The sequence below is a fragment of the Amycolatopsis sp. NBC_00355 genome, assembly GCF_036104975.1.
GTDB lineage: Bacteria > Actinomycetota > Actinomycetes > Mycobacteriales > Pseudonocardiaceae > Amycolatopsis.
The window spans coordinates 891,237-916,694 of sequence record NZ_CP107982.1; the positions used below are offsets into that span (position 1 = coordinate 891,237).

The 25,458-nt window shown below is 72.9% G+C and carries 21 protein-coding genes; 10 read left to right on the top strand and 11 right to left on the bottom strand.

Translation table 11 applies throughout. The features are described 5' to 3' along the window. Positions 1-102: 102 nt before the first annotated feature. Complete coding sequence (locus OHS18_RS03910; RefSeq protein ID WP_328615954.1) at positions 103-1,617, bottom strand: choice-of-anchor A family protein; 1,515 nt, start codon at positions 1,615-1,617, stop codon at positions 103-105. 255 nt (positions 1,618-1,872) lie between these two features. On the opposite strand from OHS18_RS03910, the gene OHS18_RS03915 reads away from it, so the two are divergent. The 3 genes from OHS18_RS03915 to OHS18_RS03925 all read left to right on the top strand — a co-directional run bounded on the left by OHS18_RS03915 (position 1,873) and on the right by OHS18_RS03925 (position 4,355). Beyond that, positions 1,873-2,304 carry an Hsp20/alpha crystallin family protein gene (locus OHS18_RS03915; protein WP_328615955.1) on the top strand — a complete coding sequence of 144 codons (432 nt, stop codon included), beginning with the start codon at positions 1,873-1,875 and terminating at the stop codon, positions 2,302-2,304. An 87-nt stretch (positions 2,305-2,391) separates the two neighbouring features. Then, the gene (locus OHS18_RS03920) at positions 2,392-3,063 is read left to right on the top strand and encodes a response regulator transcription factor (protein ID WP_328455993.1); all 672 of its coding nucleotides are present in this window, start codon (positions 2,392-2,394) and stop codon (positions 3,061-3,063) included. After that, on the top strand, positions 3,060-4,355 hold the full coding sequence (locus OHS18_RS03925; protein ID WP_328615956.1) for a sensor histidine kinase: 1,296 nt from the start codon (positions 3,060-3,062) through the stop codon (positions 4,353-4,355). Before OHS18_RS03920 ends, OHS18_RS03925 begins: the two co-directional genes overlap by 4 nt. A 4-nt stretch (positions 4,356-4,359) precedes the next feature. Here the strand turns inward: OHS18_RS03925 and OHS18_RS03930 are convergent, their stop codons facing one another. The 3 genes from OHS18_RS03930 to OHS18_RS03940 all read right to left on the bottom strand — a co-directional run bounded on the left by OHS18_RS03930 (position 4,360) and on the right by OHS18_RS03940 (position 7,331). Further along, positions 4,360-5,580 carry a DUF1501 domain-containing protein gene (locus OHS18_RS03930; protein WP_328615957.1) on the bottom strand — a complete coding sequence of 407 codons (1,221 nt, stop codon included), beginning with the start codon at positions 5,578-5,580 and terminating at the stop codon, positions 4,360-4,362. Next, a complete protein-coding gene (locus OHS18_RS03935; protein ID WP_328615958.1) occupies positions 5,577-6,875 on the bottom strand; it encodes a DUF1800 domain-containing protein in 1,299 nt (432 codons plus the stop codon). The genes OHS18_RS03930 and OHS18_RS03935 overlap by 4 nt, the downstream gene beginning before the upstream one ends. Positions 6,876-6,950: 75 nt before the next feature. Beyond that, on the bottom strand, positions 6,951-7,331 hold the full coding sequence (locus tag OHS18_RS03940) for an STAS domain-containing protein (RefSeq protein WP_328455987.1): 381 nt from the start codon (positions 7,329-7,331) through the stop codon (positions 6,951-6,953). Between the two features lie 415 nt (positions 7,332-7,746). Between OHS18_RS03940 and OHS18_RS03945 the strand changes: the two genes are divergently transcribed. After that, the gene (locus tag OHS18_RS03945) at positions 7,747-8,622 is read left to right on the top strand and encodes a MerR family transcriptional regulator (RefSeq protein ID WP_328615959.1); all 876 of its coding nucleotides are present in this window, start codon (positions 7,747-7,749) and stop codon (positions 8,620-8,622) included. On the opposite strand, the gene OHS18_RS03950 is transcribed toward OHS18_RS03945, so the two are convergent. Next, positions 8,609-9,049, bottom strand: a complete 441-nt coding sequence (locus OHS18_RS03950; RefSeq protein ID WP_328455983.1) for an SRPBCC family protein — start codon at positions 9,047-9,049, stop codon at positions 8,609-8,611. The two genes, OHS18_RS03945 and OHS18_RS03950, sit on opposite strands and share 14 nt — an antisense overlap. Positions 9,050-9,332: 283 nt before the next feature. Here OHS18_RS03950 and OHS18_RS03955 point away from each other — a divergent pair, with 283 nt between their 5' ends. The 4 genes from OHS18_RS03955 (at position 9,333) to fusA (ending at position 18,728) form a co-directional block, all read left to right on the top strand. Next, positions 9,333-12,944, top strand: a complete 3,612-nt coding sequence (locus OHS18_RS03955) for a discoidin domain-containing protein (protein ID WP_328615960.1) — start codon at positions 9,333-9,335, stop codon at positions 12,942-12,944. A 97-nt stretch (positions 12,945-13,041) separates the two neighbouring features. After that, complete coding sequence (locus OHS18_RS03960; protein WP_328455979.1) at positions 13,042-14,688, top strand: PucR family transcriptional regulator; 1,647 nt, start codon at positions 13,042-13,044, stop codon at positions 14,686-14,688. A gap of 330 nt (positions 14,689-15,018) precedes the next feature. Next, a complete protein-coding gene (locus OHS18_RS03965; protein WP_328615961.1) occupies positions 15,019-16,458 on the top strand; it encodes a M4 family metallopeptidase in 1,440 nt (479 codons plus the stop codon). A 314-nt stretch (positions 16,459-16,772) separates the two neighbouring features. Continuing rightward, complete coding sequence (gene fusA, locus OHS18_RS03970; protein WP_328615962.1) at positions 16,773-18,728, top strand: elongation factor G; 1,956 nt, start codon at positions 16,773-16,775, stop codon at positions 18,726-18,728. Between the two features lie 65 nt (positions 18,729-18,793). On the opposite strand, the gene OHS18_RS03975 is transcribed toward fusA, so the two are convergent. The 3 genes from OHS18_RS03975 to OHS18_RS03985 all read right to left on the bottom strand — a co-directional run bounded on the left by OHS18_RS03975 (position 18,794) and on the right by OHS18_RS03985 (position 21,432). After that, positions 18,794-19,999, bottom strand: a complete 1,206-nt coding sequence (locus OHS18_RS03975; protein WP_328615963.1) for a cysteine desulfurase-like protein — start codon at positions 19,997-19,999, stop codon at positions 18,794-18,796. Positions 20,000-20,018: 19 nt separating this feature from the next. Continuing rightward, positions 20,019-21,140, bottom strand: coding sequence for an acyltransferase family protein (locus tag OHS18_RS03980; RefSeq protein WP_328615964.1), 1,122 nt, complete (start codon positions 21,138-21,140; stop codon positions 20,019-20,021). A 67-nt stretch (positions 21,141-21,207) separates the two neighbouring features. Continuing rightward, positions 21,208-21,432, bottom strand: a complete 225-nt coding sequence (locus OHS18_RS03985; RefSeq protein WP_328615965.1) for a hypothetical protein — start codon at positions 21,430-21,432, stop codon at positions 21,208-21,210. Between the two features lie 126 nt (positions 21,433-21,558). Between OHS18_RS03985 and OHS18_RS03990 the strand changes: the two genes are divergently transcribed. Continuing rightward, positions 21,559-22,806, top strand: a complete 1,248-nt coding sequence (locus tag OHS18_RS03990; protein ID WP_328615966.1) for a glycosyltransferase 87 family protein — start codon at positions 21,559-21,561, stop codon at positions 22,804-22,806. Here the strand turns inward: OHS18_RS03990 and OHS18_RS03995 are convergent. The 3 genes from OHS18_RS03995 to OHS18_RS04005 all read right to left on the bottom strand — a co-directional run bounded on the left by OHS18_RS03995 (position 22,757) and on the right by OHS18_RS04005 (position 24,904). After that, positions 22,757-23,182 (bottom strand): DUF4383 domain-containing protein, encoded by a 426-nt coding sequence (locus tag OHS18_RS03995; RefSeq protein WP_328455965.1) that lies wholly within the window; start codon positions 23,180-23,182, stop codon positions 22,757-22,759. The two genes, OHS18_RS03990 and OHS18_RS03995, sit on opposite strands and share 50 nt — an antisense overlap. A 73-nt stretch (positions 23,183-23,255) precedes the next feature. After that, positions 23,256-24,464: an FAD-dependent oxidoreductase gene (locus tag OHS18_RS04000; protein WP_328615967.1), complete on the bottom strand. Its 1,209-nt coding sequence runs from the start codon at positions 24,462-24,464 to the stop codon at positions 23,256-23,258. Further along, on the bottom strand, positions 24,461-24,904 hold the full coding sequence (locus tag OHS18_RS04005; protein WP_328455961.1) for a nitroreductase/quinone reductase family protein: 444 nt from the start codon (positions 24,902-24,904) through the stop codon (positions 24,461-24,463). Before OHS18_RS04005 ends, OHS18_RS04000 begins: the two co-directional genes overlap by 4 nt. A gap of 77 nt (positions 24,905-24,981) precedes the next feature. Here OHS18_RS04005 and OHS18_RS04010 point away from each other — a divergent pair, with 77 nt between their 5' ends. Beyond that, positions 24,982-25,431 carry a MarR family winged helix-turn-helix transcriptional regulator gene (locus tag OHS18_RS04010; protein ID WP_328615968.1) on the top strand — a complete coding sequence of 150 codons (450 nt, stop codon included), beginning with the start codon at positions 24,982-24,984 and terminating at the stop codon, positions 25,429-25,431. Positions 25,432-25,458 lie beyond the last annotated feature (27 nt).

Sequence of the window (25,458 nt, forward strand, 5' to 3'; positions counted from 1 at the left end):
TTGTTAGGTCCACGGGCCCGCGAGGTACTTCACCCGATGGTGACACGCTGCCCGTGAGGCCGCAGTGTGAAATATCGGTCCATTGTGGATATACGTGTCTGGTCAGCGGGTGCGGCGGCGGACGGTCACGAGCACGAGCGCGGCACCCCCGGTGACCAGCAGCGCACCGAGACCGAGCAGCGGGCCGACGTCGATTCCGGTGTCCGGCAGGCGGCCGGAGCCGCCGCCGGTGTCCGGCACCGGCACCGGCACCGGCTGCGGGGTGCTGCTGGACGACGTGGTGTCCACGGGACTCGTCGTCGTGTCGCCGGTGGTGCTGGTCGGCGCGGTGGACGTGCTCGTGGCCGTGGTGCTCGTTGCCGTGGTGGTCGTGTCCGTCGTCGGTGCCGTGCTGGTGGTCGTCGGCTCGGATGTGCTGGTGGTCGGTTCCGTCGTGGTGGGAGCCGTTGTCGTGGTGGGCTCGGTCGTGGCCGGGCCGGTGGTCGACGTGGTGGGGGATGTCGAAGTCGTCGATGTGGTCGTCGTCGTGCTGGTGCCCGGTGTGGTGGTTGGCGGCTCGGGCTTCGTGCACGACGGCAGGTCGCCGGTGAACGGGTACGCGTGGAACTCCTGGCCGCTGCCGGGGCCGGCGCTCGAGCCGTGCACAAGGTTGCCCGTGGTGAAGAACCGGCCGTTGCTGCCCGGGAGCGTCATCGTCGTGGTGCCCTCCGGGTTGCCGGCCAGCACGCTGCCCTGGAACTGGCCGCTGCCGGTGAGGGTGAGTGTCGTGGCGTCCGGGATGTTCCACAGCAGCCGGGAGCGGAGCTTGTTCAGCGGGTCGTTGTCGTCGAGGGTGCCGCTGTAGGTGTTGATCGTGCGGGGGCCGCCGGTGAGGTTGACCAGCACCGTGGCGCCGGCCGGGATGCCGTCGAACGTGATGCCCTGCGTGCTGCCGCCCGGCCCGGCGATGTCGGCGGTGAGGTTGAAGACCTGCAGCGCGGACTTGCCGTCGCCGGTGAAGAGCGTCTGGTAGCCCTGGTTGACCACCGTTCCGGTGGCGGGCCGCGGCGCGCCGTCGACGCGGGCGTAACACCGGCTCGCGGCCGTCAGGTCCTCGCGCAGGCCCGCGTACGGCTTCATCGCCGCGGGGTCGTGGACGACGGTGCCGAGCACCGTGCCCGTCACCGACCCGGCGTGGCGGACCACGCCGCCGCCCGAGTCGCCGACGGCGTCGAGCCGCTGGGTGTCGGCGACGGTGAGGTCGCCACCCACGGTCAGGAAGTCGGCGCCGTCCGGCGGTGGCACGCGCGAGCCGACCCCGGCCACGCCGACGTTGTAGATCGACGAGCCGGACGTCTTGCGCAGCGTGAAGTCGCCGCCGACGACCACCCGGCCCTCGGCCTCGGCCGCGCTGCCGGTGACGCGCATGGTGCCGCCGACGAAGACGTTGACGCCGTTGTCGCGCCCGGCGAACGACCCGTTCCCGACCGGCGGGAAGATGGCGGGGCAGCTGCCCGGCACGCACGGGCCCAGGCCGCCGGGCAGCGGGTCGGCGTGCGCGGACCACGGCGCGGGGAGGGCGAGCAGCACGAGCCCGCAGGCCGCCAGCGCGGCCAGAGCGGCATGGGTCACGCGCACGGGATCCCCTCCCTGTCCAGCATTGGTCCACTGTGGACGCTTCGACCGGACGATAACCGCCTGACCCGCGACGATCCGCCCATCGAGCGGTTATCCACCCGATGGGGGTCACCCGGGCGGCACTGGCCGTGCCCGGCGTCACAGCCTCGGGTTGAGTAGCACCGGAACAACTAAATTGAGTCCGTAGTTGTCAACTTTGCGAAGGCGGGCCACCACCGCCCCGGCCACGAACCCCTGGTGGGAAGGAGACCCGAAATGGTGCTGCGTACCGATCCGTTCCGCGACTTCGACCGGCTGAGCCGGCAGTTCTTCGGCGCCACCGGCACGGCGAGCCGCCCGGCGAGCGTGCCGATGGACGCCTACCGCGACGGCGACGACTTCGTCGTCCAGTTCGACCTGCCCGGTGTCACGCCCGGCTCGATCGACCTCGACGTCGAGCGCAACGTCCTGACCGTGCGCGCCGAGCGGCCCGCCAATCCGGCCGAAGGCGCTCAGTACCAGGTCAGCGAGCGTCCGCGCGGGGTGTTCACCCGCCGCCTGCTCCTCGGTGACACCCTCGACGCCGACCGCATCGAAGCGGACTACGACGCCGGCGTGCTGACCGTCCGGATCCCGGTGGCGCAGCGGGCCCAGTCCCGCCGCATCACCGTCGGTTCCGGTGCGGCGAAGGAAGAGATCACCGCCTGACCGCCACGAAGAGCCGGCCCCGGACGTCCGGGGCCGGCTTTCGCGCGTTCGGCGACCGGCCACTGTGGACGGCGTTACCCTGGGGCGGTGAACGCCCCGCGGATCCTGGTCGTCGAGGACGCCGAAGCGATCCGCGTCGCGGTCGAGACGGCGCTGGCGACGGCCGGGTTCGCCGTCCGGTCCCTGCCCGACGGCGCCGGGCTGGAGGCCGAACTGTCGCGCGCCCGCCCGGATCTCGTGGTGCTGGACGTGATGCTGCCGGGCCGCGACGGGTTCGAGCTGCTGCGCCTGATCCGCCGTGTGTCGGCCGCCGGCGTCGTGATGCTGACCGCGCGCGACGGCGTCGAGGACCGGCTGCGCGGCCTCGGCGACGGCGCCGACGACTACGTCGTGAAGCCGTTCGTGCTGGCGGAACTGGTCGCGCGGGTGACGGCCGTGCTGCGCCGGACGGGGCGCACGCAGGCGGCCGTGGAGATCGGCGACCTGGTGGTCGACGTCGAGGGCGGCCGCGTCCGGTACGGCGCCGCCGAGGTCGAGCTGACGTCGACCGAGTGGAAGCTGCTGGTGTACTTCGCCCAGCACCGCGACCGGGTGGTCGGCAAGACGCAGATCCTGACCGCGGTGTGGGGCTACGGCGACTACGCGGCGAACCTCGTCGAGGTGAACGTGAGCACGTTGCGCCGCAAGCTGGAGGCGCACGGCCCGCGCGTGCTGCACACCGTGCGCGGCCAGGGGTACGTCCTGCGCGGCGAGCCGTGACCGGGCTGCGGACGGTGTCGCTGCGCCGCCGGGTCACCGTCACCGTGCTGGTGGTGCTCGCGGTGGTGCTGGTCGCCGTCGGGTTCGTCGTGGACACGGTGTTCCGCGCCCAGGCCGAGAAGGACGTCAACGGCCTGCTCACCGCCCGCGTGCAGCTGGCCCAGCAGCTGGCGAAGCAGAACGTGCCGCCGCAGAACCTGCTGCGGCGGATGGAAACCCGCGGGGTCCAGGCGTCGCTGGCGCTGCCGGACGGCACGTTCCTGGGTGCGGCCGACCTGCCGCCCGCCGACCGGATCCGCCAGGTCCGCGCGACACTGACCGGCCCGCCCCGGATCAACGGCGCGAAGCTGACGCTGACCGCGGACGAGACCCTCGTGGCGGCCGCCGAGCAGAGCCTGCGGTGGGTGCTGCTGGCCACCGGGCTGGCCGCGCTGCTCGTCGCCGCGGTCGCGTTGCTGCTGGCCGTCCGGTTCGCGCTCGCCCCGCTGGACGCGATGACCCGCCTGGCCCGCTCGATCGTCTCCGGCGGTCGCGGTGGCCGGCTCGCGCCGGAGCGGACGACGACGGAGCTGGGTCGCGCGGCGGCCGCGTTCGACTCGGCGCTCGACGCCCTCGAAGGCGCCGAGCGGACGGCGCGGGCGTCCGAGGCGCGCACCCGGCGGTTCGTCGCGGACGCCGCCCACGAGCTGCGGACGCCGTTGGCCGGCGTGCAGGCGGCGGCCGAAGCCCTGCTGCAGCTGCCCCCGGGCGCCGACCCGACCCGGTTGCAGCTGCTGGTGGTCCGCGAGTCGCAGCGGGCCGGGAAGCTCGTCGCGGACCTCCTGGACCTGGCCCGTCTCGACGCGGGCGCGGACCTCGAACGCGCCCCGGTGGCGCTGCTCGCGCTGGCCCGGGCCCAGGCCGACCGCGTGGGACTGACGGCGCCGGAGGTGACGGTCGAGGTCACCGGCCCGGACGCCCGCGTGCTCGGCGACAGCGCCCGGCTGACGCAGATCCTGGCCAACCTCACCGACAACGCGGTCCGCGCGATGGCCGGCCACGGCACGCTGACCCTCGAGGTCGCGCCGGACGGCGTGACGGTGACCGACACCGGCCCGGGCGTCCCGGGTCACGAGCGGGAGCGGATCTTCGACCGCCTGGTGCGGCTGGACGAGGCCCGCGGCCAGGGTGGTTCGGGGCTGGGGCTGCCGATCGCGCGGGGTTTCGCGCGGGCGCACGGCGGCGACCTGTGGTGCGAGGCGGCGCCGGGCGGGGGAGCGCGCTTCCGGCTGGCCGGGCTGCCGCCGGCGTGAGGCGTCAGGCGAACAAGCCCGTCAGCCGGCCGCGGTGGCCCGGCAGGACCTGACCCGCGTCCGAGCCCAGCACGTCCTCCACCATCGTCGCGTAAACGTCGCGGAAGTCCGTGGTCAGCTTGAGGTCGCCGTCGTCGAGGTCGCTCAGGCTCGGCTCGGCGCCGTGGAAGCCGCCGTGGACGTTGGCGCCCAGCACGAACATCGGGCCCGCAGTGCCGTGGTCGGTGCCCTGGCTCGCGTTCGCCGTCACCCGCCGGCCGAACTCCGAGTAGACCATCACCACCGCCTGCTTGCCGCGGTCGGTCTTCGCGAGCCGCTGCGCGAACGGCGTCAGCGCGCCGTCCAGCTCCGTGAGCAGCCGCTGCTGGGTGCCGCGCTCGTCGGCGTGGGTGTCGAAGCCGCCCAGCGACACCGAATACGCCCGCGACGGCACCCCCGCCTCGATCAGCCCGGCGACGACGTCGAGCTGAGCGGCCAGCTCTCCCTTGCGCGGCTGGGCTTTCCCCTTGTCCTTCGCAGACGCGTGCGCCCCGAGCGTCGCCACCGCGCGGTGCAGGTCACCGACCGACCGGGCCGCCCTGGCCTGCCAGTAGCCCTCGCCGGCCTGGGCCGCGCCGAGGCCCTGGAACGCCGTCCCGAGCGCGCCCTTCGGCAGGGCGAGCCCGCCGACCGGCAGGGACGCGGCCGCGGTCCGGGCACCGGCCAGCAACGGCGGCAGCACCGGGTCGACCGACACCGCGCGCAGCGGGTCGTCGCCGGTCGCGTCGAGCCAGCGGCCGAGCCAGCCGGTCGGCACCGACGTCTCCGGCGACGCCGTCTGCCAGATCGCCATCGACCGGAAGTGGCTGTGGTCCGGTTTCGGGTAGCCGACCCCGCGCAGGATCGCCAGCTGCCCGCCGTCCCAGAGGCTCTTGAACCCCTTCAGGCCCGGGTTGAGCCCGAGCCCTTCGCCGACGTCGAGCACCTCTTCGGGTTTGTAGGCCAGCTCGGACCGGGCGTTCTGGTACACGCTGTCACCCGCCGGGACGACCGTGTTGAGGCCGTCGTTGCCGCCGTAGAGGGTGACGACCACGAGCACCCCGGCGTTCGGGTCGAGGGGGTTCTCCTGCGCGGCCGACATCAGCCGCGCCCAGTCGACCTGGGTCGCGCCGGCGGCGAGCGCCGCGGCGGCCGTCACCCCGGTCGCGGTGAGGAACCGGCGTCGGTTGACCTGCACGATCGTCACCCACTCACTACGTATTCGGGGGCACAGGCGGCCACGGTGGCCAGCTGGCGGACGTCGCCGGCGACCCCGGCCAGCGCGGCCCGGGTCCGGTCCGACCACGCGTCGACGCCGAGGAGCTCGCCGATCGCGCCGGCTTTGTCCGACGCTTTCGCGACGGCGCCGAGGTCGGCGTGCGCGGCGATCAGCTGGGCCAGGTGCAGCCGGGCCACGCCGGCGGACGTCGTCAGCCAGGCGCCGCCCGCCGCCCAGCCCCCGACGCTGGGCGGCAGGAACGGCACCTGACCGAGCCCGCGCAGCCCGGCCGGCAGCTGCGCGCGGGTCTTTTCGTCGAGCGAACCGGGCCGCACGCCGAACGCGCGCAGCAGGCCCGCCAGCCATTCGACCGGCTGCTTGACCAGCGACGTCGCGCTGTCGTGGAACGCCGGCTCGGCGGTGATCGCCCGCAGCAGTGCCCGGATGTCGCGGCGGCTGCCGTAGGCGGCGACCAGCCGGTTCAGGACGTCGGCCGCGGGCGGCGCCGAAGACACCAGCCGGAACCAGAGCCGGCCGGCGACGAACGGCGCCGACTCCGGCCGGCCCAGCACCAAGTCCACAAAGGACTGTGCGGCGAAGTCGCCGGTGGCGCCGAGGATGTGCTTCTCGCCGTTGTCGTGCCGCTTCGGCACCAGCTTCGCGGTGGTCGTGTCGCGCTGGGCCGTCCACCCGGTGAGCGCCCGCGCGGCTTCGCGGACGTCGTCCTCGGTGTAGTGACCGACGCCGAGGGTGAACAGCTCCATGAACTCCCGGGCGAGGTTCTCGTTGGGCTTGCCCGCCTTGTTGCTGTTGCCGTCGAGCCACAGCAGCAGGGCCGGGTCGACGACCATCACCCGCGCCAGGTCGGTGAAGCTGCCGAGCGCGTGGTCCCGCTGGGCCTGGTTCTGCGCCAGCATCAGCTCCGGGCTGCGGACCTTCTGCTCACTCGTGGCGAAGTGCCCGTGCCAGAACCAGGTCAGCCGTTCCACCGACGCGACGTCGGTGGCGGTCATCCGGTCCAGCCACCAGAGCGTGGCCTGGGCGGCCTGCGCCTGCAGCTGCTTGGTCGCCTGCTGCTTCGCGGCCTTGTCCTGTTTGCCCGGGCGCTCGGGCGGCGCGCCGAGGGCGGGCATCGGCGTCGCGGCCGCCCCGGCATCGGGGCCGGTGCCCAGCAACCGGTCGCGGGTCTCGGCGAACCCGCGGTCGAGGTCGCCGGGCCGCGGGCCGAAGCCGAGCCGGTCGTGCAGCCGTCGCACCGCCGCTCGTTCGGAGAGGACCACCATGACCCCGATCCTGGGGCGCCCGGCCCGGGACCCGCGAGCGTGCGGCGGGTTTCTTCAGCCGATCCACAGGCGAGGTCAGCAGGCGCGCGTCGCCGGCTCCCCGCCGAGCGCCGTGACGGCCGCGTCGAGGTCTTCGTACAGCGGCAGCAGCCCGTCCAGGCCGAGGATCGCGAGCGGCCGCGCCACCGTGACCCGGTCGGCGGCGAGCGCCCAGGGCACGCCGCGCGCGCGAGCGGCCCGGTGCGTCTCGAGGAGAACGCTGAAGATGAGGGAGTCGCAATAGGTGGCGGCGCTCAGGTCCGCGACGACCCCGCGGGCGCAGTCGCGGACGGCGGCGAGCAGCGCCTGCCGCATCCGTGGCGCGCAACCGAGGTCGAGGTCGCCGGCGCAGCGGACGGTCACGATCCCGGCGTCGCCGGTGCTCCCGATAACGGGCGCGGTGTGCTGATCGGTCATGCGGTCGTCTTCCGTGCTCGACGGTGGAACGGCTCCCCGGCATGGTGGTACCCCCGCGACCGGAAAATCACACGGCCTTCGTCCGCCCGGGAGAGCCTCAAGGCGGGTACTGCATCCGTGCGACAGCGATGCCCAACCGTTGCGGTCCGGGTGTAGCTTGGGCGGACAGGACAACGCTTCCCCGATTCGCCGCCGGCCGTGGTGGGTGCCACCCCACCCGACCGGCCCGGATCCGGCTGACGCGGGCCGGATCACCGGCGCCGGACGGCGCCGGAGGGGACGCGGCCCGGTCACCGCCCCGGCCGGCCGCGTCCCCGCGCCGGCGCCGTCGTGCCGGTCGGCCGCCGCGGTGGCGTCGCTATGCTGCCGCGACAGCCCATCGGGCCGGTGGGTGGCAAAAGGACGGTGGATCCGGATGGACGTCGGCGCGATACCCGTCCCGGCCGCGGGATCGTGGGCGCCGGGCAAGGTCGCCGAGCTGCTCGGCGTTTCGCCCGTGACGCTGCGCAGCTGGAGCGCGCGGTACGGGATCGGGCCGTCGGCCCGCAGCGAGGGCCGGCACCGCCGGTACTCCGACGCGGATGTCCGCCGCCTGCAGCACATGCAGCGCCTGATCACCCGCGGCATGCCGGTGCGCGAAGCGGCCGCCGCGGCCTTCACCGCCGCGCCGCGCCCGCGCGTCCCGGCCGGCGACCGGGTGCGGGAGCTCACGGAAGCGGCCGAGGACCTGCAGTTCGAAGCGGTCGCCGCGCTGATCGACGAGACGCTCTCCACGCTGGGCGCGGCCGCGGCGTGGACCGACGTCCTGGTCCCGGTCCTGCGGGAGCTGGGGGACCGCTGGCAGCGCGGTGACGTCTGCTTCGCGTCGGAATGGGCCCTCACGACGGAAGCTTCCTTCGCCCTCGAGCGCTTCGGCCGCCGGTTCCCGGACACCGTGCCGGGCCGGCCGGTGCTGCTGGCGTGCTGCCCCGCCGAACGGCACTCGCTGCCGATGGAGGCACTGCGGGCGACGCTGGCCGAGTCCGGGGTGCCGGTGCGCTACCTCGGCCAGCTCGTCCCGGCCGAGACGCTCACCGACCTGGCCGAACGCCTCGACCCGGTGCTGGTCGTGCTGTGGTCGATGGCCGCTCCGACCGCCGACGACCGCCTCGTGCTCCGGCTGCGCGAGCTCGGCCGCGACGTCGTGGCGGCGGGGCCGGGCTGGGCGCACCTGGGGGAGCGCGGCTTCACGACGGTGGACGACCTGGGCACGGCGGCCGATCTCGCGGCCGGCCGCGTCAGCGTGTCGTGAGCTTCTCCAGCGCGGCGGTCAGGGCCGGGACCACGTCGTCGCCGAGGTGCTCGAACTCCCGCTTGAGCAGCGGGCTCGCGAGCTTCGCGACGCCGTGGAAGACGATCGTCGCCTGGTAGTGGACCGTTGTGCCGTCCGGGCCCGAGGTCAAGGTGAAGTCGTCGGTCGAGGTGGCCGTCTTGTTCTCGCCGACGAACGTGACGTGGTCCGGGTCCAGCCGCGTCAGCCGGTAGTCGAGCTCGGTCTCCTTGCCGCGGAACTCCGAGACGTTGTGCCACCGCGCGCCGACCGCGACCGGGCCGGCGTCGGTGCGGGTGCACCGGACCGTGCCCGGGTCCCACTCCTCGGTGTGCGCGAAGTCCGCGAGGTAGGCCGCGACCTGCTCGACCGGGGTGGCGACGGTGACGGTGCGTTCGACCTGGACCATGGCGTGCTGCCTCCTCGGGTGGACCCGCGCCGGCGCTTCGGTGCGAAGTCGATGCAACCGTACCGAGCGCGACCCCGTCCGGCAGGACGGCGGCACCGGTGAACGGGACACCGGGCACGGTTGCCGACATCGATGTCATTATTCCTAATTTTTGTCTTCCTTGTCTTCTTGACCGTCCCCGCGAGCGCGGCGGATGCTCACTGGCAACGTTGTCAGTCACCGGCGCCGACACCCTCCGGGCCCTCGTGCCGTGCGTGACTGCCGCTTCGAGAACGGAGTTCGCATGGCGGAGGAGTACGGCGACGAGCCCGTGGAGATGACCTCGGTGTCCTCGACGGCCTCGGTGTCCCGGCGGAACGTCCTGGCCGTGGGCACCGGGCTGCTGGCCGGGTTCGGCCTGGCGGCCGTGCTGCCGGGCGTCGCCTCGGCCGCGCCCGCGGCGGCCGACGGCCAGGACGCCCGGACCGACCTGGCGCTGTTCCGGCCGGTGCAGGTCTCGTCGGCCGACTACGCCGCCACCCCGGCCGAGTTCGCCGTCGACGGCCTCGCCCAGGTCGGCGTCCGCGGCTCCGGCTGGCGCGCCACCCCCGGTGACGGCCAGTGGATCGTCGTCGACCTGCAGGGCCAGTGCCAGATCGAGTCGGTCGTGCTGACTTTCGAGGCCAAGCCGGGCGACCCGGCCCTCGACCTCGGCGCGTCCCGGACCCACACCGTCGGCGACGAGGTCTTCTCGAGCTACGCGGTGGCCTTCGACCTGGACGTCTCCGGCGACGGCAAGGCCTGGCGCACTGTCCACCACACCGACGCCGGGGCAGGCGGCGTGGTGACGATCCCGGTGGCGGTCACCGCCCGCTGGGTGCGGTTCACCGCGGCGAGCCGCTCGACGACAAACCCGCTGGGCCTCAACGGTTTCCAGGTGTTCGGCACCAGCCGCGACCACCGGCCCGCGGTCCGCGGCTGGACCGGTTTCCCGGTGCGCCCGCACGACGACCCGCCCGCGCTGTCCGTGGCGCCCGACGGCACCGTGCCGCTCGAGTCCGGCTGGGTGCTCACGATGGACGACTGGTCGCCCACCGGCGACGGCGCCGCGCTGTCCGGCGCGTCGGTCGACACCCGCGGCTGGCTCCCGGCGACGGTGCCCGGCACCGTGCTCGCGTCGCTGGTCGAGCAGGGCCAGCTGCCCGATCCGGTGTCCGGCATGCACAACATGCACATCCCGGAAGCGCTGTCCCGGCACGCCTGGTGGTACCGCCGCCGCTTCGCCCTCCCGCGCGGCCTCGACACCTCGCCGGGCCGGCACGTGTGGCTGGAACTCGACGGCGTCAACCACGAGGCCGCGATCTGGCTCAACGGCGCGAACATCGGCACGCAGAGCCACCCGTTCGGCCGCGGCGTCTTCGACGTCACCGCGGCGCTGCGGCGCACCGGCGACCAGGCCCTCGCGGTCAAGATCTCGCCGATGCCGCGACCCGGCAGCCCGAGCGACAAGGGGCCGGCCGGGCAGTCGTTCGTCGACGCCGGCAGCACCATGTTCGACAACTCGCCGACCTACCTCGCGGTCTCCGGCTGGGACTGGATGCCCGCGGTGCGCGACCGCGCGTCGGGCATCTGGGACCACGTCCGGCTGCGCTCCACCGGCGCCGCCGTGCTCGGTGACGTGCGCGTCGACACCAAGCTGCCCGGCGCGGACACCGCCGAGGTCACGCTCACCGTGCCGGTGCGCAACGCCGCCGCCACCGCGCAGCGGATCAAGGTCTCCGCCGCCTTCGGCCCGGTGAAGGTGTCGAGCACGGTCACCGTCCCGGCCGGGCAGGCCACGGACGTCGTGTTCCCGGCTCAGCAGGTGAAGAACCCGAAGCTGTGGTGGCCCAACGGGTACGGCGACCCGAACCTCTACGACCTGACGCTCACCGCGGCGATCGGCGCGTCCACCAGCGACCGCCGGACGACGAAGATCGGCCTGCGCCAGATCGGCTACCGGTACGACCTGCCGATCGTCATCGCCGACGGCCGGGCCACCCAGAGCGTCGACCTGGGTCCGCGGAACGCCCGGTACGTCCGGATGCAGGGCCTCAAGCGCGCCACCGGCTGGGGCTTCTCGCTCTGGACGATGTCCGTTGTGGACAGTGCCGCCCCGGACACGGACCTGGCGAAGGGCAAAACCGCGACGTCGTTGTCGGTCGCGGACGGCAACCCGCCGGAGAACGCCGTCGACGGCGACCCGGACACGCGCTGGACGTCGGCCTACGACGACAACCAGTGGCTGCAGGTCGACCTCGGCGCCGCGACGGCGTTCGACAAGGTCGTGCTGACCTGGGAGACGGCCTACGCGGCGACGTTCACCATCCAGGTGTCGGCAGACGGCCAGACCTGGACCGATGTCGCGTCGGTGGACAACAGCCCGAAACCGCTGACCTTCCTCGTCAACGGCGTCAAGGTGTTCGCCCGCGGCGGCAGCTGGGGCTGGGACGAGCTGCTGCGCCGGATGCCACAGGAGCGGACCGACGCCGTCGTGGCGATGCACCGCGACATGAACTTCACCCTGATCCGCAACTGGGTCGGCTCGTCCTACCGCCAGGAGCTGTTCGACGCCTGCGACAAGTACGGCATCCTGCTGTGGAACGAGTTCTGGGACGGCTGGTCGACCGACCCGGCCAACCACGACATCTTCCTCGCCCAGGCGAAGGACACCGTGCTGCGCTACCGCCACCACGCGTGCGCGACGGTCTGGTTCGGCTGCAACGAAGGCACCCCGCCGGCGGTGATCGACACCGCGCTGCGCGAGATCGTCACCACCAGCACCGACCTGCTCTACCAGGGCAACTCCGCGGGCGGCGTGATCACCGGCGACGGCCCGTACCGCTGGCTCGACCCGAAGCAGTACTTCACCGGCGAAGCGACCGGCGGCAAGCACGGGTTCTGGAGCGAGATCGGGCTGCCGACCGTGTCGGTCGTCGAGAGCATGCGCACCCTCGTCGGCGAGGGCGACGCGGGCTGGCCGATCGGCGCGCCGTGGTTCCTGCACGACTGGTCCACCAACGGCAACCAGTCGCCGCAGACCTACCTGGCGGCCATCGACGCGCGCCTCGCGCCGTCGACGAGCCTCGCGGAGTTCTGCCGCAAGGCCCAGTTCGTCAACTACGAGAGCATGCGCGCGATCTTCGAGGCGTGGAACACGAAGCTCTGGGCCGACGCCACGGGCGTGCTGCTGTGGATGTCGCACCCGGCGTGGCACAGCACGGTCTGGCAGACCTACGACTACGACCTCGACGTCAACGGCAGTTACTACGGCGCCCGCAAGGGGTGCGAGGCGCACCACGTCCAGGCCGACCTCTCGACGTGGCAGGTCCGGGTGGTCAACCACACGCCGTCCGCACTCAGCGGCGTCACGGCGTCGGCGCGGCTGTACGGGCTGGACGGCGCCCCGCTCGGCGCGGAGCGGCAGCAGAAGGTCGACGTCGCCCCGATCGAGGCCACGGACACCTTCACCGTGCCGTTCGACGCCGGGCTGCCGGACCTGCACCTGCTGCGGCTCTCGCTGACCGACGCCCACGGCGCGGTGCTGTCGGAGAACACGTACTGGCGGTACCGGACCGACGCCGCGATGCGGGCGCTCAACCAGCTCCCGGGTGCGCAGCTGACGACGTCGCTGCGGCCGGACGGCACCGGCTACGTCGCGACGGTGCGCAACACCGGCCGGACCGTCGCGGCGATGATCCGGCTGTCGCTGCGGGAGAAGAACGGGAAGGATCGGGTGCTGCCGACGCGTTACGACGACAACTACTTCTGGCTGCTGCCGGGGGAGAGCCGCACGATCCGCGTCGACCCGACGCGGCGGGTGCCCCAGGCCCGGCTGCAGGTGGAAGCGTACAACGTCGCGGCCAAGCTGATCTGACGTCCGGCCCCCGGGTTCGTCGGTTTCGACGAACTCGGGGGCTGATTTCGTCCGTGCCGACGAACTAGGCTGGCAGCGACACGCCTAGCTTCGGGAGGTGCTCGTTTCCGTGAACCTGCGCCCGCACGCCAGCCTCGGCCGCGTCCTCGACGACCTGGGCGGCACCCTCCTGGACCTGGTGCTCGGGGACGGCGACCGGGCCGGCGGCATCGGCGGCGTCGCCATCCACGACCCTCTGGACGAACCGGCGCTGCCACAGCACGCCCTGGTGCTGGGCGTCGGCCTCGGCGACCCGGACGAGGTCGTCCGGCAGCTGCGGATCCTGGCCCGCCACGACGCCGCGGGGCTCGTCCTGCGCGCGCCGGTCACGGTGACTGACGCGGTCCGGGTCGCCGTCGAGGAGACCGGCGTCGCGCTGCTGTCCCTGACGCGCGGCGCGTCCTGGACCCAGCTCGCGGCGATGCTGCGGTCGCTGCTCGCCGAGGGCGACGTCGGCGACGCCGAACCCGAGACCCTCGCGGGGCTGCCGTCGGGGGACCTGTTCGCCGTGGCCAACGCGATCGGGGCGCTCATCGACGCGCCCGTCACCATCGAGGACCGCCGCTCCCGCGTGCTGGCCTTCTCCGGGCGTCAGGACGAAGCCGACCCGTCGCGCGTCGAGACGATCCTCGGCCGTCAGGTCCCCGAACGGTTCGCCCGCATGCTGGCCGACCGCGGCGTGTTCCGCGAGCTCTACCGCACCGACAAGCCGGTGTATGTCGACCTGCCCGTCGAACGCCTCGACGGCCTGACGATGCCGCGTGTGGCCGTCGCGGTCCGCGCGGGCGACGAGATCCTCGGCTCCATCTGGGCCGCGGTGTCCGAGCCGCTGACGGCCGACCGCACCCAGGCCCTCTGCGACGCCGCCCGCCTGGTGGCGCTGCACATGCTGCGCGTCCGGGCGGGCGCCGACGTCGAACGACGGCTCCGCGCGGACCTGCTCAGCACGGCGCTGGAAGGCGGGGCCGCCGCCCGCGAGGCGCTGAGCCGGCTCGGCCTGGCCGACCAGCCGGTCGTCGTGCTCGCCCTGGCCGTGCTCGACAGCGGCGAGGCCGCCGACGCCGGCCTCGCCACCGAACGGCAACGTCTCAGCGACGGCCTGGCCATGCACCTGAGCGCCGTCCACCCGCGCTGCGCGGCCGCCCTCGTCGGCGACACGGCCTACGGCCTGGTCCCGGTGAGCCGCGACGCCGACGGCGAACAGCGCGCGATGCGGATCGCGCGGGACTTCCTGGACCGGGTGGGCGACCGCGTCCGCGCGGTCGTCGGCATCGGCCCGGTGGCCCGCAGCGCGGCCGAGCTACCGGAGGCTCGTGACAGCGCCGACCGCGCGTTGCGGGTGCTGCGCACGGGCAGTGGTGCGGGCCGCCGGGCCGCGCTGCTGGCGGACGTGCACGTCGAGGCGTTGCTGCTGGAGCTGCAGGACCTGGTCGCCGCCCGCGGCGATCGCCCGACCGGCCCGGTCGCCCGCCTCCTCGACTACGACGAGCAGCACCACGCCCACCTCGTCGAGACGCTCCGGGCCTGGCTCGACGCCTTCGGCGACGTCATCGCCGCGTCGGCCGCGGTCCACGTCCACCCCAACACGTTCCGGTACCGCCTCCGCCGGCTGGCCGAGGTCGGCGGCTTCGACATGACGGACCCGGAGGCCCGCTTCGCGGCGATGCTCCAGCTCCGAGTGGTCGCCCCGCCGCCGACTTCCTGAGCCCCGCCGGCCGACCCGCGTGATCCAGAGGTCAACTCGCGTGTTTGAGGGGTCGACACGCGTGATTGGGGAGTCGACACGGCGCGTCTGCCCGGGCTTCGTCGTGTCGACCCTTCAATCACGCGTGTCGACCTCCTGATCACGCGAGTTGGCGCTCCAGTCACACGTGGTGCCTGCCGGGGTCGTCCGAAATGTCGGTGATTTAGCAACCGTTACCTCACTGGAGATGGTCAGTTACCTACTTTCAGCCGGTGTGCTCACCCTTCGGGGCATGTGAACCTGCACGGACTTCACGTCAGGTGATCAAGACCTTCCACGGAGGTGTACCGGGTGTCACGCAAACGGGTCATCGTTGGGACAGCGACAGCGAGCGCTGCCCTCGTCGCGGTATCGCTGGTCGTGACCGGCTCGCCGGCGTCCGCGACCATCGCGCAGCCGTCGATGCGCGCGATGAACGCCCAGGCGATGCCGTTCGGCAGCGTGCTGCGGTCGCAGCAGGAGATCGGCGGCGTGCCGGTCTTCGGCGGGCAGACCGTCCAGATCCGCGACAAGGCGGGCGCGGTGCTCGCCACGCACGGCCGGACCACGAAGAAGACCGAGGGGATGTTCCCGGCGAGCGACGCGGGTGCCGCCGACGCGGCCATCACCGACGTCGCCAAGCGCACCGGGCTCGCCAAGACCGCGCTGAAGGCCGACGCGCCGCGCGCCTACTGGTTCGACCCCACGCTCGGCGGGGCGAAGGGTGACAGCGTCGCCGTGCCGACCTACCAGGTCACCGTGCACGGCCAGAAGTTCCAGGACAAGTGGACCGAGGTCGTCAAGGCCGGCACGCCGCAGGTCCTGACCTCGTGGTCCGAGGTCCGCGAGGCGAACCGCGACGTCTGCGACGCCGACCGCAAGGTCGTCAGCGGTACCACCGACTCGGTCCGCTGCGGCACCGCGTTCGACGTCGCCCGCAAGGAAGGCGCCGCGGAGTCGAGCGTCGAGGACGTCAACCACGTCTACGACTTCTTCGGCCAGGCCTCGGACTTCTACTCGAAGTACGTCAACGTCGACCTGACGAAGCTGATCGGCGCCGACTACGGCGACGGCACCGGGACCGCGTTGCGCGGCACCGTCCGGATCTGCGTCGACGGCGAATGCCCGTTCGCCAACGCCTTCTGGGACGGCGAGCAGATGGCCTTCGGCGAGGGCGTCACCACCGACGACATCACCGGCCACGAACTGACCCACGGCGTCACCCAGCACACCTCCGGGCTGAGCGGCGGCCAGGCCGACTCGATCAACGAAGGCCTCTCGGACGTCTTCGGGAAGTTCATCGGCATCACCTCGAACGACCCCAACGACACCGGCGACAACCGCTGGCTGCTCGGCGCGGGCTCGTCGCTCGGCGCGATCCGGAACATGAAGGACCCGCGCTCGTCGCTGTCCCCGCAGCCCGACATGGTCAACGGCCCCGGCTGGGAGACGAACAACCCGGACGAGCACATCAACGACGGCGTCGTCAACAAGGCCGACTACCTGATCACCGACGGCGACACGTTCAACAACCAGACCGTGCGCGGCCTCGGCCTCGACAAGTCGGTCCAGGTCTGGTGGGGCGTCGAGAACACGCTGACCCCGAGCGCGACCTTCAAGGACGTCGGCGAAGCCCTCAACTCCTCCTGCGCCGCGCTGGCCAAGGCGGGCACCGCGGGCATCACCGACGACGACTGCACCCAGGTCGCCAACGCGGTGAAGGCGACGCAGCTCGACCAGGACCCCAGCTGATCCCGAGCTGACCCTCCGAAAGGCCACCCCGGCAACCGTCCGGGGTGGCCGTTCGGCGTTCCCGGCCGGAAAACCGGTTGGTGCCCGGCGGAGTCGTCGCTACGCTCCCCCGGAACCGCACACCGCGCCGAACGAGAGGAGCCCGCCATGCGTCCGCGCATCGCCGTCTCCCGTTCGCGCTTCGAGGTGATCCTGGTGTCTTCGGGCCCGCGGTGTCGGCCGCGCGGCTGACACCGGACCCGTGACACACCTTTGTGGACAGTCACGCGGAATCGCGCTGCCCTGAACCGGATCACACCGCTTAGGACCGCACCGTGCGCACCTCGAACCTCGACAACGTCCGCAACCTCGGCATCCTCGCCCACGTCGACGCCGGCAAGACCACCGTCACCGAACGGATCCTGCACCGCACCGGTGTCATCCACCGGACGGGCGAGGTCCACGACGGCACCACCGTCACCGACTTCGACCCGCAGGAACGCGACCGCGGCATCACCATCTTCGCCGCGGCCGTGAGCTGCGAGTGGGCCGGCCACCGCCTCACCCTCATCGACACGCCCGGCCACGTCGACTTCACCGACGAGGTCGAGCGCTCGCTGCGGGTGCTCGACGGCGCCGTCGCCGTGTTCGACGCCGTCGCAGGCGTCGAACCGCAGAGCGAAACCGTGTGGCGCCAAGCGGATCGGCACGGCGTGCCGCGCATCGCGTTCGTCAACAAGCTCGACCGCGCGGGCGCCGACCTCGACGCGGCCGTCGAGTCGATCCGGCGTCGCCTGCACCCGGCGCCGCTGGTCGTACAGCTGCCGATCGGACGGGAGGACGGCTTCACCGGCGTCGTCGATCTGCTGCGCCCGCACTCGGTACCCGACGCACTGAGAGAGGAGGTTCAACGACGACGTCGCCGGCTGGAGGAGGCCGTCGCCGAGCTGCACCCGTTGGCACTGGACGAGTTCTGCGCCGCCGGGACCGTCTCGGCGGCGACCCTCGAGAAGGCCCTGCGCGACCTGACCCGCACCGGCGACGGTCTCGTGGTGCTGTGCGGCTCGGCCTACCGCGACCGCGGGATCGAGCCGCTGCTCGACGCCGTCGTGGCCTACCTGCCGTCGCCGGCGGACGTCACTCCGGTGCGCGAAGACCGGGCCGCCGACCCGGCGGCGCCGCTGGCCGCGCTGGTGTTCAAGGTCGTCGCGACGACCACCGGCCGGCTGACGTCGGCGCGGGTGTACTCGGGAACACTGCGGAAGGGGGACCAGGTGCTGGACGCCGGAACCGGGCGTACGGAACGCATCGCGCGCATCCTGCGCGTGCAGGCCGACCGGTTTTCCGAAGTGGACACGGCAGTGGCCGGCGACATCGTCGCGCTGGCCGGGCCGAAGGCGGCCCGCGTCGGTGCCACGCTGTGCGTGCCCGGCGACCCGGTGCTGCTGGAACCGCCGGTGACGGCGGACCCGGTGGTCTCGGTGGCCGTCGAGCCGCGCCGGTCGGCCGACGGCGAGCGGGTGGCCTCGGCGTTGGCGCGGCTGGCCGAGGAGGACCCGTCGCTGGTCGTGCGGACCGACCCGGAGACCGGCCAGACGCTGCTGTCCGGGCTGGGCGAGCTGCACCTGGAGGTCGCGGTGGAGAAGCTGCGGCTGACGCGCGGCCTCGAAGTCGTGGTCGGGCGGCCGGAGGTCGCCTACCGCGAGACCGTCGTGCGCGGTGTGTCGGGGCTGGTCTACCGGCACGTCAAGCAGGACGGCGGTGCCGGGCAGTTCGCCCACGTCGTGCTGGACGTCGAGCCCCTTGACGAGGGGTTCGAGTTCGCGTCGGCGATCATCGGCGGGCGGGTGCCGCGCGAGTACGTCCGCGCGGTCGAAGCCGGCTGCCGTGACGCCCTGGCCGAGGGCCCGCTGGGCGGGCACCCGGTGACGGGTGTGCGTGTCACGCTGGTCGACGGCGCCACGCACGTGAAGGACTCGTCGGAGCTGGCGTTCCGCGCGGCGGGCCGGTTCGGGCTGCGGGAAGCGTTGCGCGCCAGCGCAATGCGGCTGCTGGAGCCGGTCGCTTCAGTAGTCGTGACGGTGCCGGACGACGTCGTCGGCGGGGTGCTCGGCGACCTCGCCGCACGCCGGGGCCGGGTGGCCGGCTCGGCCGTGCGGTCCGGCACCGCGGTGGTCACGGCCACCGTGCCGCTCGCGGAGCTGTTCGGCTACGCGAACCGGCTGCGCAGCCGGACGCAGGGCCGCGGCACCTTCACGGCCCACCCGTCCGGTTACGCCCCGGCACCGTAACGGTCGTGAGTGTTCAGGGCGGTTCTAACCGCCCTGAACACTCACGACAAGCCGCGGCAGACTCCTCAGCCGACGGCCAGCGCGGCCACTCCCGCCACGAGACGGTCGACGTCGGTTTCGCTGGTGTACGGCGCGATTCCCGCTCGCACCGCGCCGGCGTCGGCGATCCCGAGGTGACGGGCCGTCTCGATCGCGTAGAAAGTACCGGCGGGGGCGTTCACCCCCTGGGTGGCCAGGAAGCTGTAGACCTCCGCCGGTGCCACGCCGTCGACGGTGAACAGCACTGTCGGCGTGCGGATCCGGCCCGGCGCGCCGTACCGGGTGACGCCGGGGAGTGCGGCCAGTCCCGTCTCGAGCCGCGTGAGCAGCGCGTTTTCGTGCTCCTCCAACGCCTTCAGTGACCGGGCGAGCCGTTCGGGGCGGAGGCCGGGGCCCTCGACGAGGTTCGAGAGGAAGTCGATGGCCGCCGTCGTCCCGGCCAGCAGCTCGTACGGCAGGGTGCCCAGCTCGAAGCGCTCCGGCACGGCGTCGCTCGAGGGCAGCAGCTTGTCCGGGTGCAGTGTCTCCAGCAACGCCGGCGCGGCGGCGACCACGCCCAGGTGCGGGCCGAGGAACTTGTACGGCGAGCAGGCGTAGAAGTCCGCGCCGAGGGCGGCGACGTCGACGACCGCGTGCGGGGTCAGGTGGACGCCGTCGAGGTAGAGCAGCGCGCCGGCGTCGTGCACGGCCGCGGCGATCGCGGGCACGTCCGGCCGGGTGCCGAGCAGGTTGGACGCGGCGGTGACGGCGACGAGCCGGGTCCGCTCCGACAGCAGCCCGGCGACGGCGTCCGTCGCGAGCACCCCGGTCGCGGGGTCGAAGTCCGCCCAGCGCACGGTCGCGCCGACCGCTTCGGCGGCCTGCACCCAGGGGCGGATGTTCGCGTCGTGGTCGAGCCGGGTGACGACGACTTCGTCGCCGGGGCCCCAGTCCTTGGCCAGGGTGCGGGCGAAGTCGTAGGTCAGCTGCGTCATGCTCCGGCCGAAGACGACGCCCTCCGGGGACGCGGCGAGCAGATCGGCCACGGCCTGGCGGGCCTGGGCGACGACTTCGGAAGCGCGTCGTTCGGCGGGGGTGACAAAACCGCGGTTGGCGATCGCGGAACACAGCGTCCCGGCCACCGCCTCGCCGACGACGTCGGGGGTCTGGGAGCCGCCCGGTCCGTCGAAGTGGGCGGCGCCTTCGGTCAGCGCGGGGAAGTGCTCGCGGATCTTCTGCACGTCGTAGGCCACATCGCCAGCATGCCGGGTATCAATGGAGCTGGCGAGCCCGCGCGGGTACCGGGGGCGCGACCGCGGGCCGCTTGGGCGCGGGCGCGCGCAGGTGCCGCCGCAGCCGCTGCGTCGGTTTTTCGATGTAGCTCCAGGACAGCTGCCCGACGACGTAGGCGCTGGGCACGGCCAAGAGGATCAGCAGCCACACCTGACGCACCCCGGCGAGGATGAACAGCTGCTGGATCGGGAAGCCCCAGATGTAGGTGCCGTAGCTGCCGTACACCCACGGCCCGGCCGCTTCCAGCCGCTTCGGCCAGTGCATCGCCAGGGTGATCGCGCCGTAGGCGGCGCTGAGCGCGAGCGCGTACCGGCTCGCCGGTGTCTGGCTCAGGCCCAGGTAGGCGGCGAACAGGATCCACGCGTACAACGGCCGGAACGGGATCTTCTCCCGGTAGCTGTGCAGGATCACGCCGATCACGAACGGGACCAGGAACGACACCGTCGACCCGATCGGCACGACCAGCAGCGAGCCGCCCAGGCCGTGCTGCTCGAACGTCGCGTGCAGCACCGTGTCCGTGTAGACCATGCCGCCGAGGACGAGGAACAGGAACCAGCGCGGCATCCCGATCAGGATGATGATGCCCACGACGAGGACCAGCGCGTACCCGAGCAGTTCCATCGGCAGCGTCCAGAGCGCGCCGTTCACGGAGAACGGGTACGGGTTGCCGCTGAACACCCCGGGCAGCTCGTGCTGCATGTAGAACAGCACGGTCGTGCCGACCAGGTAGCGCCAGGTCTGGATGTGCGTCCAGTAGTCGTGCGCCGGCCAGGTCGTCACCAGCGGGCCGATGACGAACACGGTCACCAGCAGCACCACGACCAGCGGCGGCATGATCCGCAGCAGCCGCCGCGCGGAGAACCGCCACCACGACGGGTCGCGCGCCCAGCTGTCCTGGATCTGGTAGCCGCTCATCGCGAAGAACCCCATCAGCGCGATGTAGCCCGGCGACATGTGCCAGGACGCGGGGAAGATCGTCAGCCGGTCCGGGTGCAGCAGCGGCATGCTGTGATCGACGATCACGGTGATCGCGCCGATCATCCTCAGCCACGCGAAGCCGATGTTCGGGTCGGCGTGAATCTTTGGCGAGGTCTTCGGCACGGTGGCCGATGTTAGCCCATCCGTCCGGTGGGGTTACGCCGAACGGGGTGGAACTTCTCGTGAGCCCTCAACGACCCCGGTTGCGCGCGTGTTCGCGGGCCTGGCGCTCGTTGCCGTGTTTGTAGTTGCCCGTCGCTTTCGCCATCACCAGCTGCGGGTCGTCCTTCTCGACGGCCGCCAGGAAGCGCGCGGCGGCACCCCCTCGCAGCGTCCCGGCGGGACGGCCGTGGTGGGTGATCGTCACGGTGCCGCGTTCGTCGGCCTGATAGGCGAAGCCGCCCGGTGTCCCCATCGGACCAGGTTCGCCGGTCCGCTCACTCCCGGCAACCGGTTTTCCCCGGGGTGCATCCGGGGGATACCCGGATGGCGCAGCCGCGGGGAACCGACAGAATGCGGGGAGACACCGGAGGGGGAGCGGGTGCGGGGCTTACGGCGCAGGCTGGGCAACAAGTACGTGCTGCTGGGGGCGCAGCTGCTCCTGCTGGTGCCGCTGCTCGTCTCGGTCACCGGCGGCTGGCTGCGGTTCCCCGCGTACCGCGTCGACCTGGACGTCTACCGGCTGGGCTCGGCGGCGCTGCTGCACGGCGACGCGCTCTACGGCACGCTGCCCCGGACCCAGGACGGCCAGTTCCTGCTCTTCACCTACCCGCCGTTCGCGGCGATCGTGCTGACGCCGCTCACGCTCCTGCCGTACTGGCTGGCCTGCCTCCTGCTGACGCTGCTCACCCTCGGCCTGCTGGCCGTGGTCCTCTCGACCGTGCTGGGCGCGCTCGGCGTGCTGCCGCCGGGCCTGCGCGGCTGGCGCCGGATCACCGCCGTGCTGCTGCTCGCCGAGGTGCTCGAACCGGTCCTGCGCACGGTGTACGCGGGCCAGATCGACCTGCTGCTGCTCGCCCTCGTCGTGCTCGACGTCCTCGTGGACACCCCGAAGTGGCCACGCGGCCTGCTGATCGGCGTCGCCGCCGCGGTGAAGCTGACCCCGGCGGTGTTCCTGCTGTACTTCCTGCTGCGCCGCGACACCCGCGCCGCGGTGACCGCCGTCGTGACGTTCCTGGCCGCGACGGCGCTGGGCTTCCTGCTCGCCGGCGCGGACTCGGTCCGGTACTGGACGGGCGCGCTCTGGGACACCGGCCGTGTCGGCGAGCCGACCTACGCCGGCAACCAGTCGCTGCTGGGCCTGCTGGCGCGGGCCGGCGTGCCGGCGGATGCGCGGACGGCGTGGTGGCTGCCCCTGGTGGCGGTCGTGCTCGTGCTGACGGCGCTGGGAGTGCGACGCGCGCTGGCCGCGGGGGAGCGCACGATCGCGCTCGGCGTCAACGCCGTCGGCGGCCTGCTCGTCTCGCCGATCTCGTGGACGCACCACTGGGTGTGGGCCGTGGTCGTGCTGCTCGGCTGGGCGGAGCTGGCGCGCCGCACCCGGCGCCGCGGCCTCGCGGTGTTCGCCGGGGCGGGCGCGGTCCTGTTCGTCGCGGGCCCGCAGTGGTGGTGGCCCCGCGGGGAGCAGGTCGAGCGCCACTGGACGATCTTCCAGCAGCTGACCGGGAACGGCTACGTCCTTTTCGGACTCGCGCTGCTGCTCGCCGCGGTGCTGGTGCGCTTCCCGGCCCCGGAGTTCCTCACCGCTCGCGCGGCGGTGCGTTCCGGAGCCAGCCCGCTCCGAGGATGACCATCGCCGTGCCGAGCCCCAGCGCGAGGCAGACGCCGGCGCCGTTCATCGGCAGGACGTCGGTGACGGCGTCGGGCAGCGGGAGCAGACCGGCGATCCCCAGGACGACGTAACAAATCCCGCCGGCGAGCAGGAACCGGCTCGCGAAGGCGGGGGAGCGGGTGCAGAACACGGCGGCGGCGCCGGTGAGCAGGTGGACGAGCGTCCACACGCCGGACACGGCGAACACGCCGAACAGCTGGTTGTCGGCGGTGACCCCCGGGATCAGCTCGCACGCGCCGAGCACGAGGAACAGCAGGCCGATCAGCATGCCGATGCCCTGCACGGGGGCCGGTCCGGGTTTCGGCACCGGGGCCGCGGGTTCGATGGGCGTCATATGCCCCGGGTTCCCCGCCGGTGCCCCGGTCAATCGCGCCGGCGGGTGCGGGTGACCGGGTCGGCCCGGCGTCCTACGACGGGAGCCGCTGACCGAGCACCGCGGCCTCGTCGAGTTCCGGCGGGAACGGGCCGTAGGCGTTGTTCCGCGCGCCGCGGGTCCGCAGGGCCGGGATCGCGAACAGGGCCCGCAGGAACCCCGGCGGTGCCGCGCTCCGGCCGCGGGCCCGGGCCGCGGCGGACCGGCGTTCGACGCGGACCTGGTCGGCCTGGACGTGTTCGATCGCCCGGATCCGGTCGGCCTGGACGGCGGCGAGATCCGGTGTTTCGCCGCGGCGCAGCGCCGGGACCAGCCGGTTCGCCGCGGCGACGGCGTCCTGGATCGCCATCAGGATCCCGTTGCCGCCGACCGGGGAGATGACGTGCGCGGCGTCGCCGAGCAGCAGCAGGCCCGGCCGGTGCCAGCGTTCGACGCGGGAGATGTCCACCGACAGCAGCGTCGTCTGACTGAAGTCGGTGAGCAGGTGCGCGCGGTCGGCGAGCCACGGCACGCGCTCGCGCAGGAACGCGCGGATCGGTTCGACGCCGCCGTCGCGCAGCGCGGGGTAGGACCCCTTCTCGATGCTGTAGCCGACCTGCCAGTCGCGGACGCCGCCGAGGACGCCGACGTAGGCCTCACGCCCGAAGTACAGGTCGAGGTCGGCGTCGCCCGGGTCGGCGGGCGAGCGCGGCAGCCGGAACCAGAGCAGGTCGGTGGTGGCGCCCAGGGACTTTGCCGGCAGCCCGGCCAGCCGGCGCATCGTCGAGAACCGGCCGTCGGCGCCGACGACGAGGGACGCCGTCAGCTCGCCGCCCCGGTACCGGACGCCGGTGACGGTCCCCTCGGCGTCTTCGAGGAGGCCGGTGACCTTGGCGCTCGTCCGCAGGGTGAACGCCGGCAGCGCGCTCGCGCGTTCGGCGAGGAAGTCGAGGAACCGCACCTGAGGCATCAGCGCGACGTAGCCGAACGGCGTCGGGAGGCGGTCGTAGTCGGCGCAGCTGTACGTCCCGGCCGGGGTGTGGAACCGGAACGAGCGCGCCTTGAAGTGGTCGAGTTCGAGGAGGTCGTCGGCCAGGCCCAGGCGGTCGAGCAGTTCGAGGGTGTACGGGTGCAGCGAGTCGCCGCGGAAGTCGCGGTCGAAGTCGCCGTGGGACTCGAGGACGGTGACTTCGACACCGGCCCGGGCGAGCAGGTAGCCGAGCACCAGCCCGCCGGGACCGCCGCCGGCGATGGCGACACTCATCGCTCGTCCTTGTCCGACAAGCGGAAGACCGCCATGTCCGGCAGGTGCTCGCGGATCTGGGCGGGGCTCGCGTCCTGCGGGACGGGGAAGGCCTTGATCGCCCACGGCACCGCCATCGCCGCCAGGTACGTCGCGACGACCTCGGCCGCCTCCGCGCCGCCGATCTCGTCGGCCCGGCACTCCTGGCGTCCGGCCGCCGAGAGCAGCGCGCAGTCCGGCGTGGCGACGAGGTTGGCGACCCAGTCGCGGTCGCGGACGGGGGAGACGAGGTAGTGGCGGTCCGAGCGGGCGACCACGGCCAGGGGAGTCTGCCGCGGTGTGCCGGTGCTGCGGCCGCGCGTCTCGACCACACGCAGCGCGTAGCCGCCTTCGGGCGGCGTCTCGGCGGGAGCGTCGACCAGCTTCGCCGCCATTTCGGCGTTCATCGCACGGATGTCCACGGTCGTGCCTTTCTTCGGGGTCGCTAGACAATCTAGCAACATTCGCTAGTTTGTCTAGCGACCCCTAGGATGGCCCGGTGGAAGACAGTTCCGTCGCGCTGCGGGTGAACCTGGCCCTGCGCGAACTCCTGGCGCTCGCGCACGACGTGCAGCAGGCCCTAGCCCGGCGGCTCGCGCTCGGCCCGACCGACGTGCAGGCCCTGCAGCACCTGGCCGGCGGCGGGCCGATGGGCACCGTCGACCTCGCGCACGCGCTCAAGATCCGCTCGGCGTCGGCCACCGTGCTCGTCGACCGTCTCGAAGCCGCCGGGCACGTCCGCCGCGGCCCGCACCCGAGCGACCGGCGCCGGATCACGCTCACCGTCACCGACCCGGCCCGCGCCGAGGTCCGGGCCGCGCTGGCGCCGCTCGTCGACGCGATCACCGCGCTGACCGACGGCCTCGAACCGGACCACGCCGAAAGCGTCGCGCGTTTTCTCGGCGCGACCACGGAGATCCTGCGTTCGTACGCTGCCGAGGCCGGCTGATGTTCACCCCGACGTTCACTCCATTGT

Excerpts from the sequence above, each read along its gene's own strand:
- OHS18_RS03940 (WP_328455987.1), bottom strand. The coding sequence starts at position 7,331 with ATGACCGATCAGCACACCGCGCCCGTTATCGGGAGCACCGGCGACGCC.
- OHS18_RS03995 (WP_328455965.1), bottom strand. The coding sequence starts at position 23,182 with ATGACGCCCATCGAACCCGCGGCCCCGGTGCCGAAACCCGGACCGGCC.
- OHS18_RS03915 (WP_328615955.1), top strand. The coding sequence starts at position 1,873 with ATGGTGCTGCGTACCGATCCGTTCCGCGACTTCGACCGGCTGAGCCGG.
- OHS18_RS04000 (WP_328615967.1), bottom strand. The coding sequence starts at position 24,464 with ATGAGTGTCGCCATCGCCGGCGGCGGTCCCGGCGGGCTGGTGCTCGGC.
- OHS18_RS03945 (WP_328615959.1), top strand. The coding sequence starts at position 7,747 with ATGGACGTCGGCGCGATACCCGTCCCGGCCGCGGGATCGTGGGCGCCG.
- OHS18_RS03985 (WP_328615965.1), bottom strand. The coding sequence starts at position 21,432 with ATGGGGACACCGGGCGGCTTCGCCTATCAGGCCGACGAACGCGGCACC.
- OHS18_RS03935 (WP_328615958.1), bottom strand. The coding sequence starts at position 6,875 with ATGGTGGTCCTCTCCGAACGAGCGGCGGTGCGACGGCTGCACGACCGG.
- OHS18_RS03950 (WP_328455983.1), bottom strand. The coding sequence starts at position 9,049 with ATGGTCCAGGTCGAACGCACCGTCACCGTCGCCACCCCGGTCGAGCAG.
- OHS18_RS03955 (WP_328615960.1), top strand. The coding sequence starts at position 9,333 with ATGGCGGAGGAGTACGGCGACGAGCCCGTGGAGATGACCTCGGTGTCC.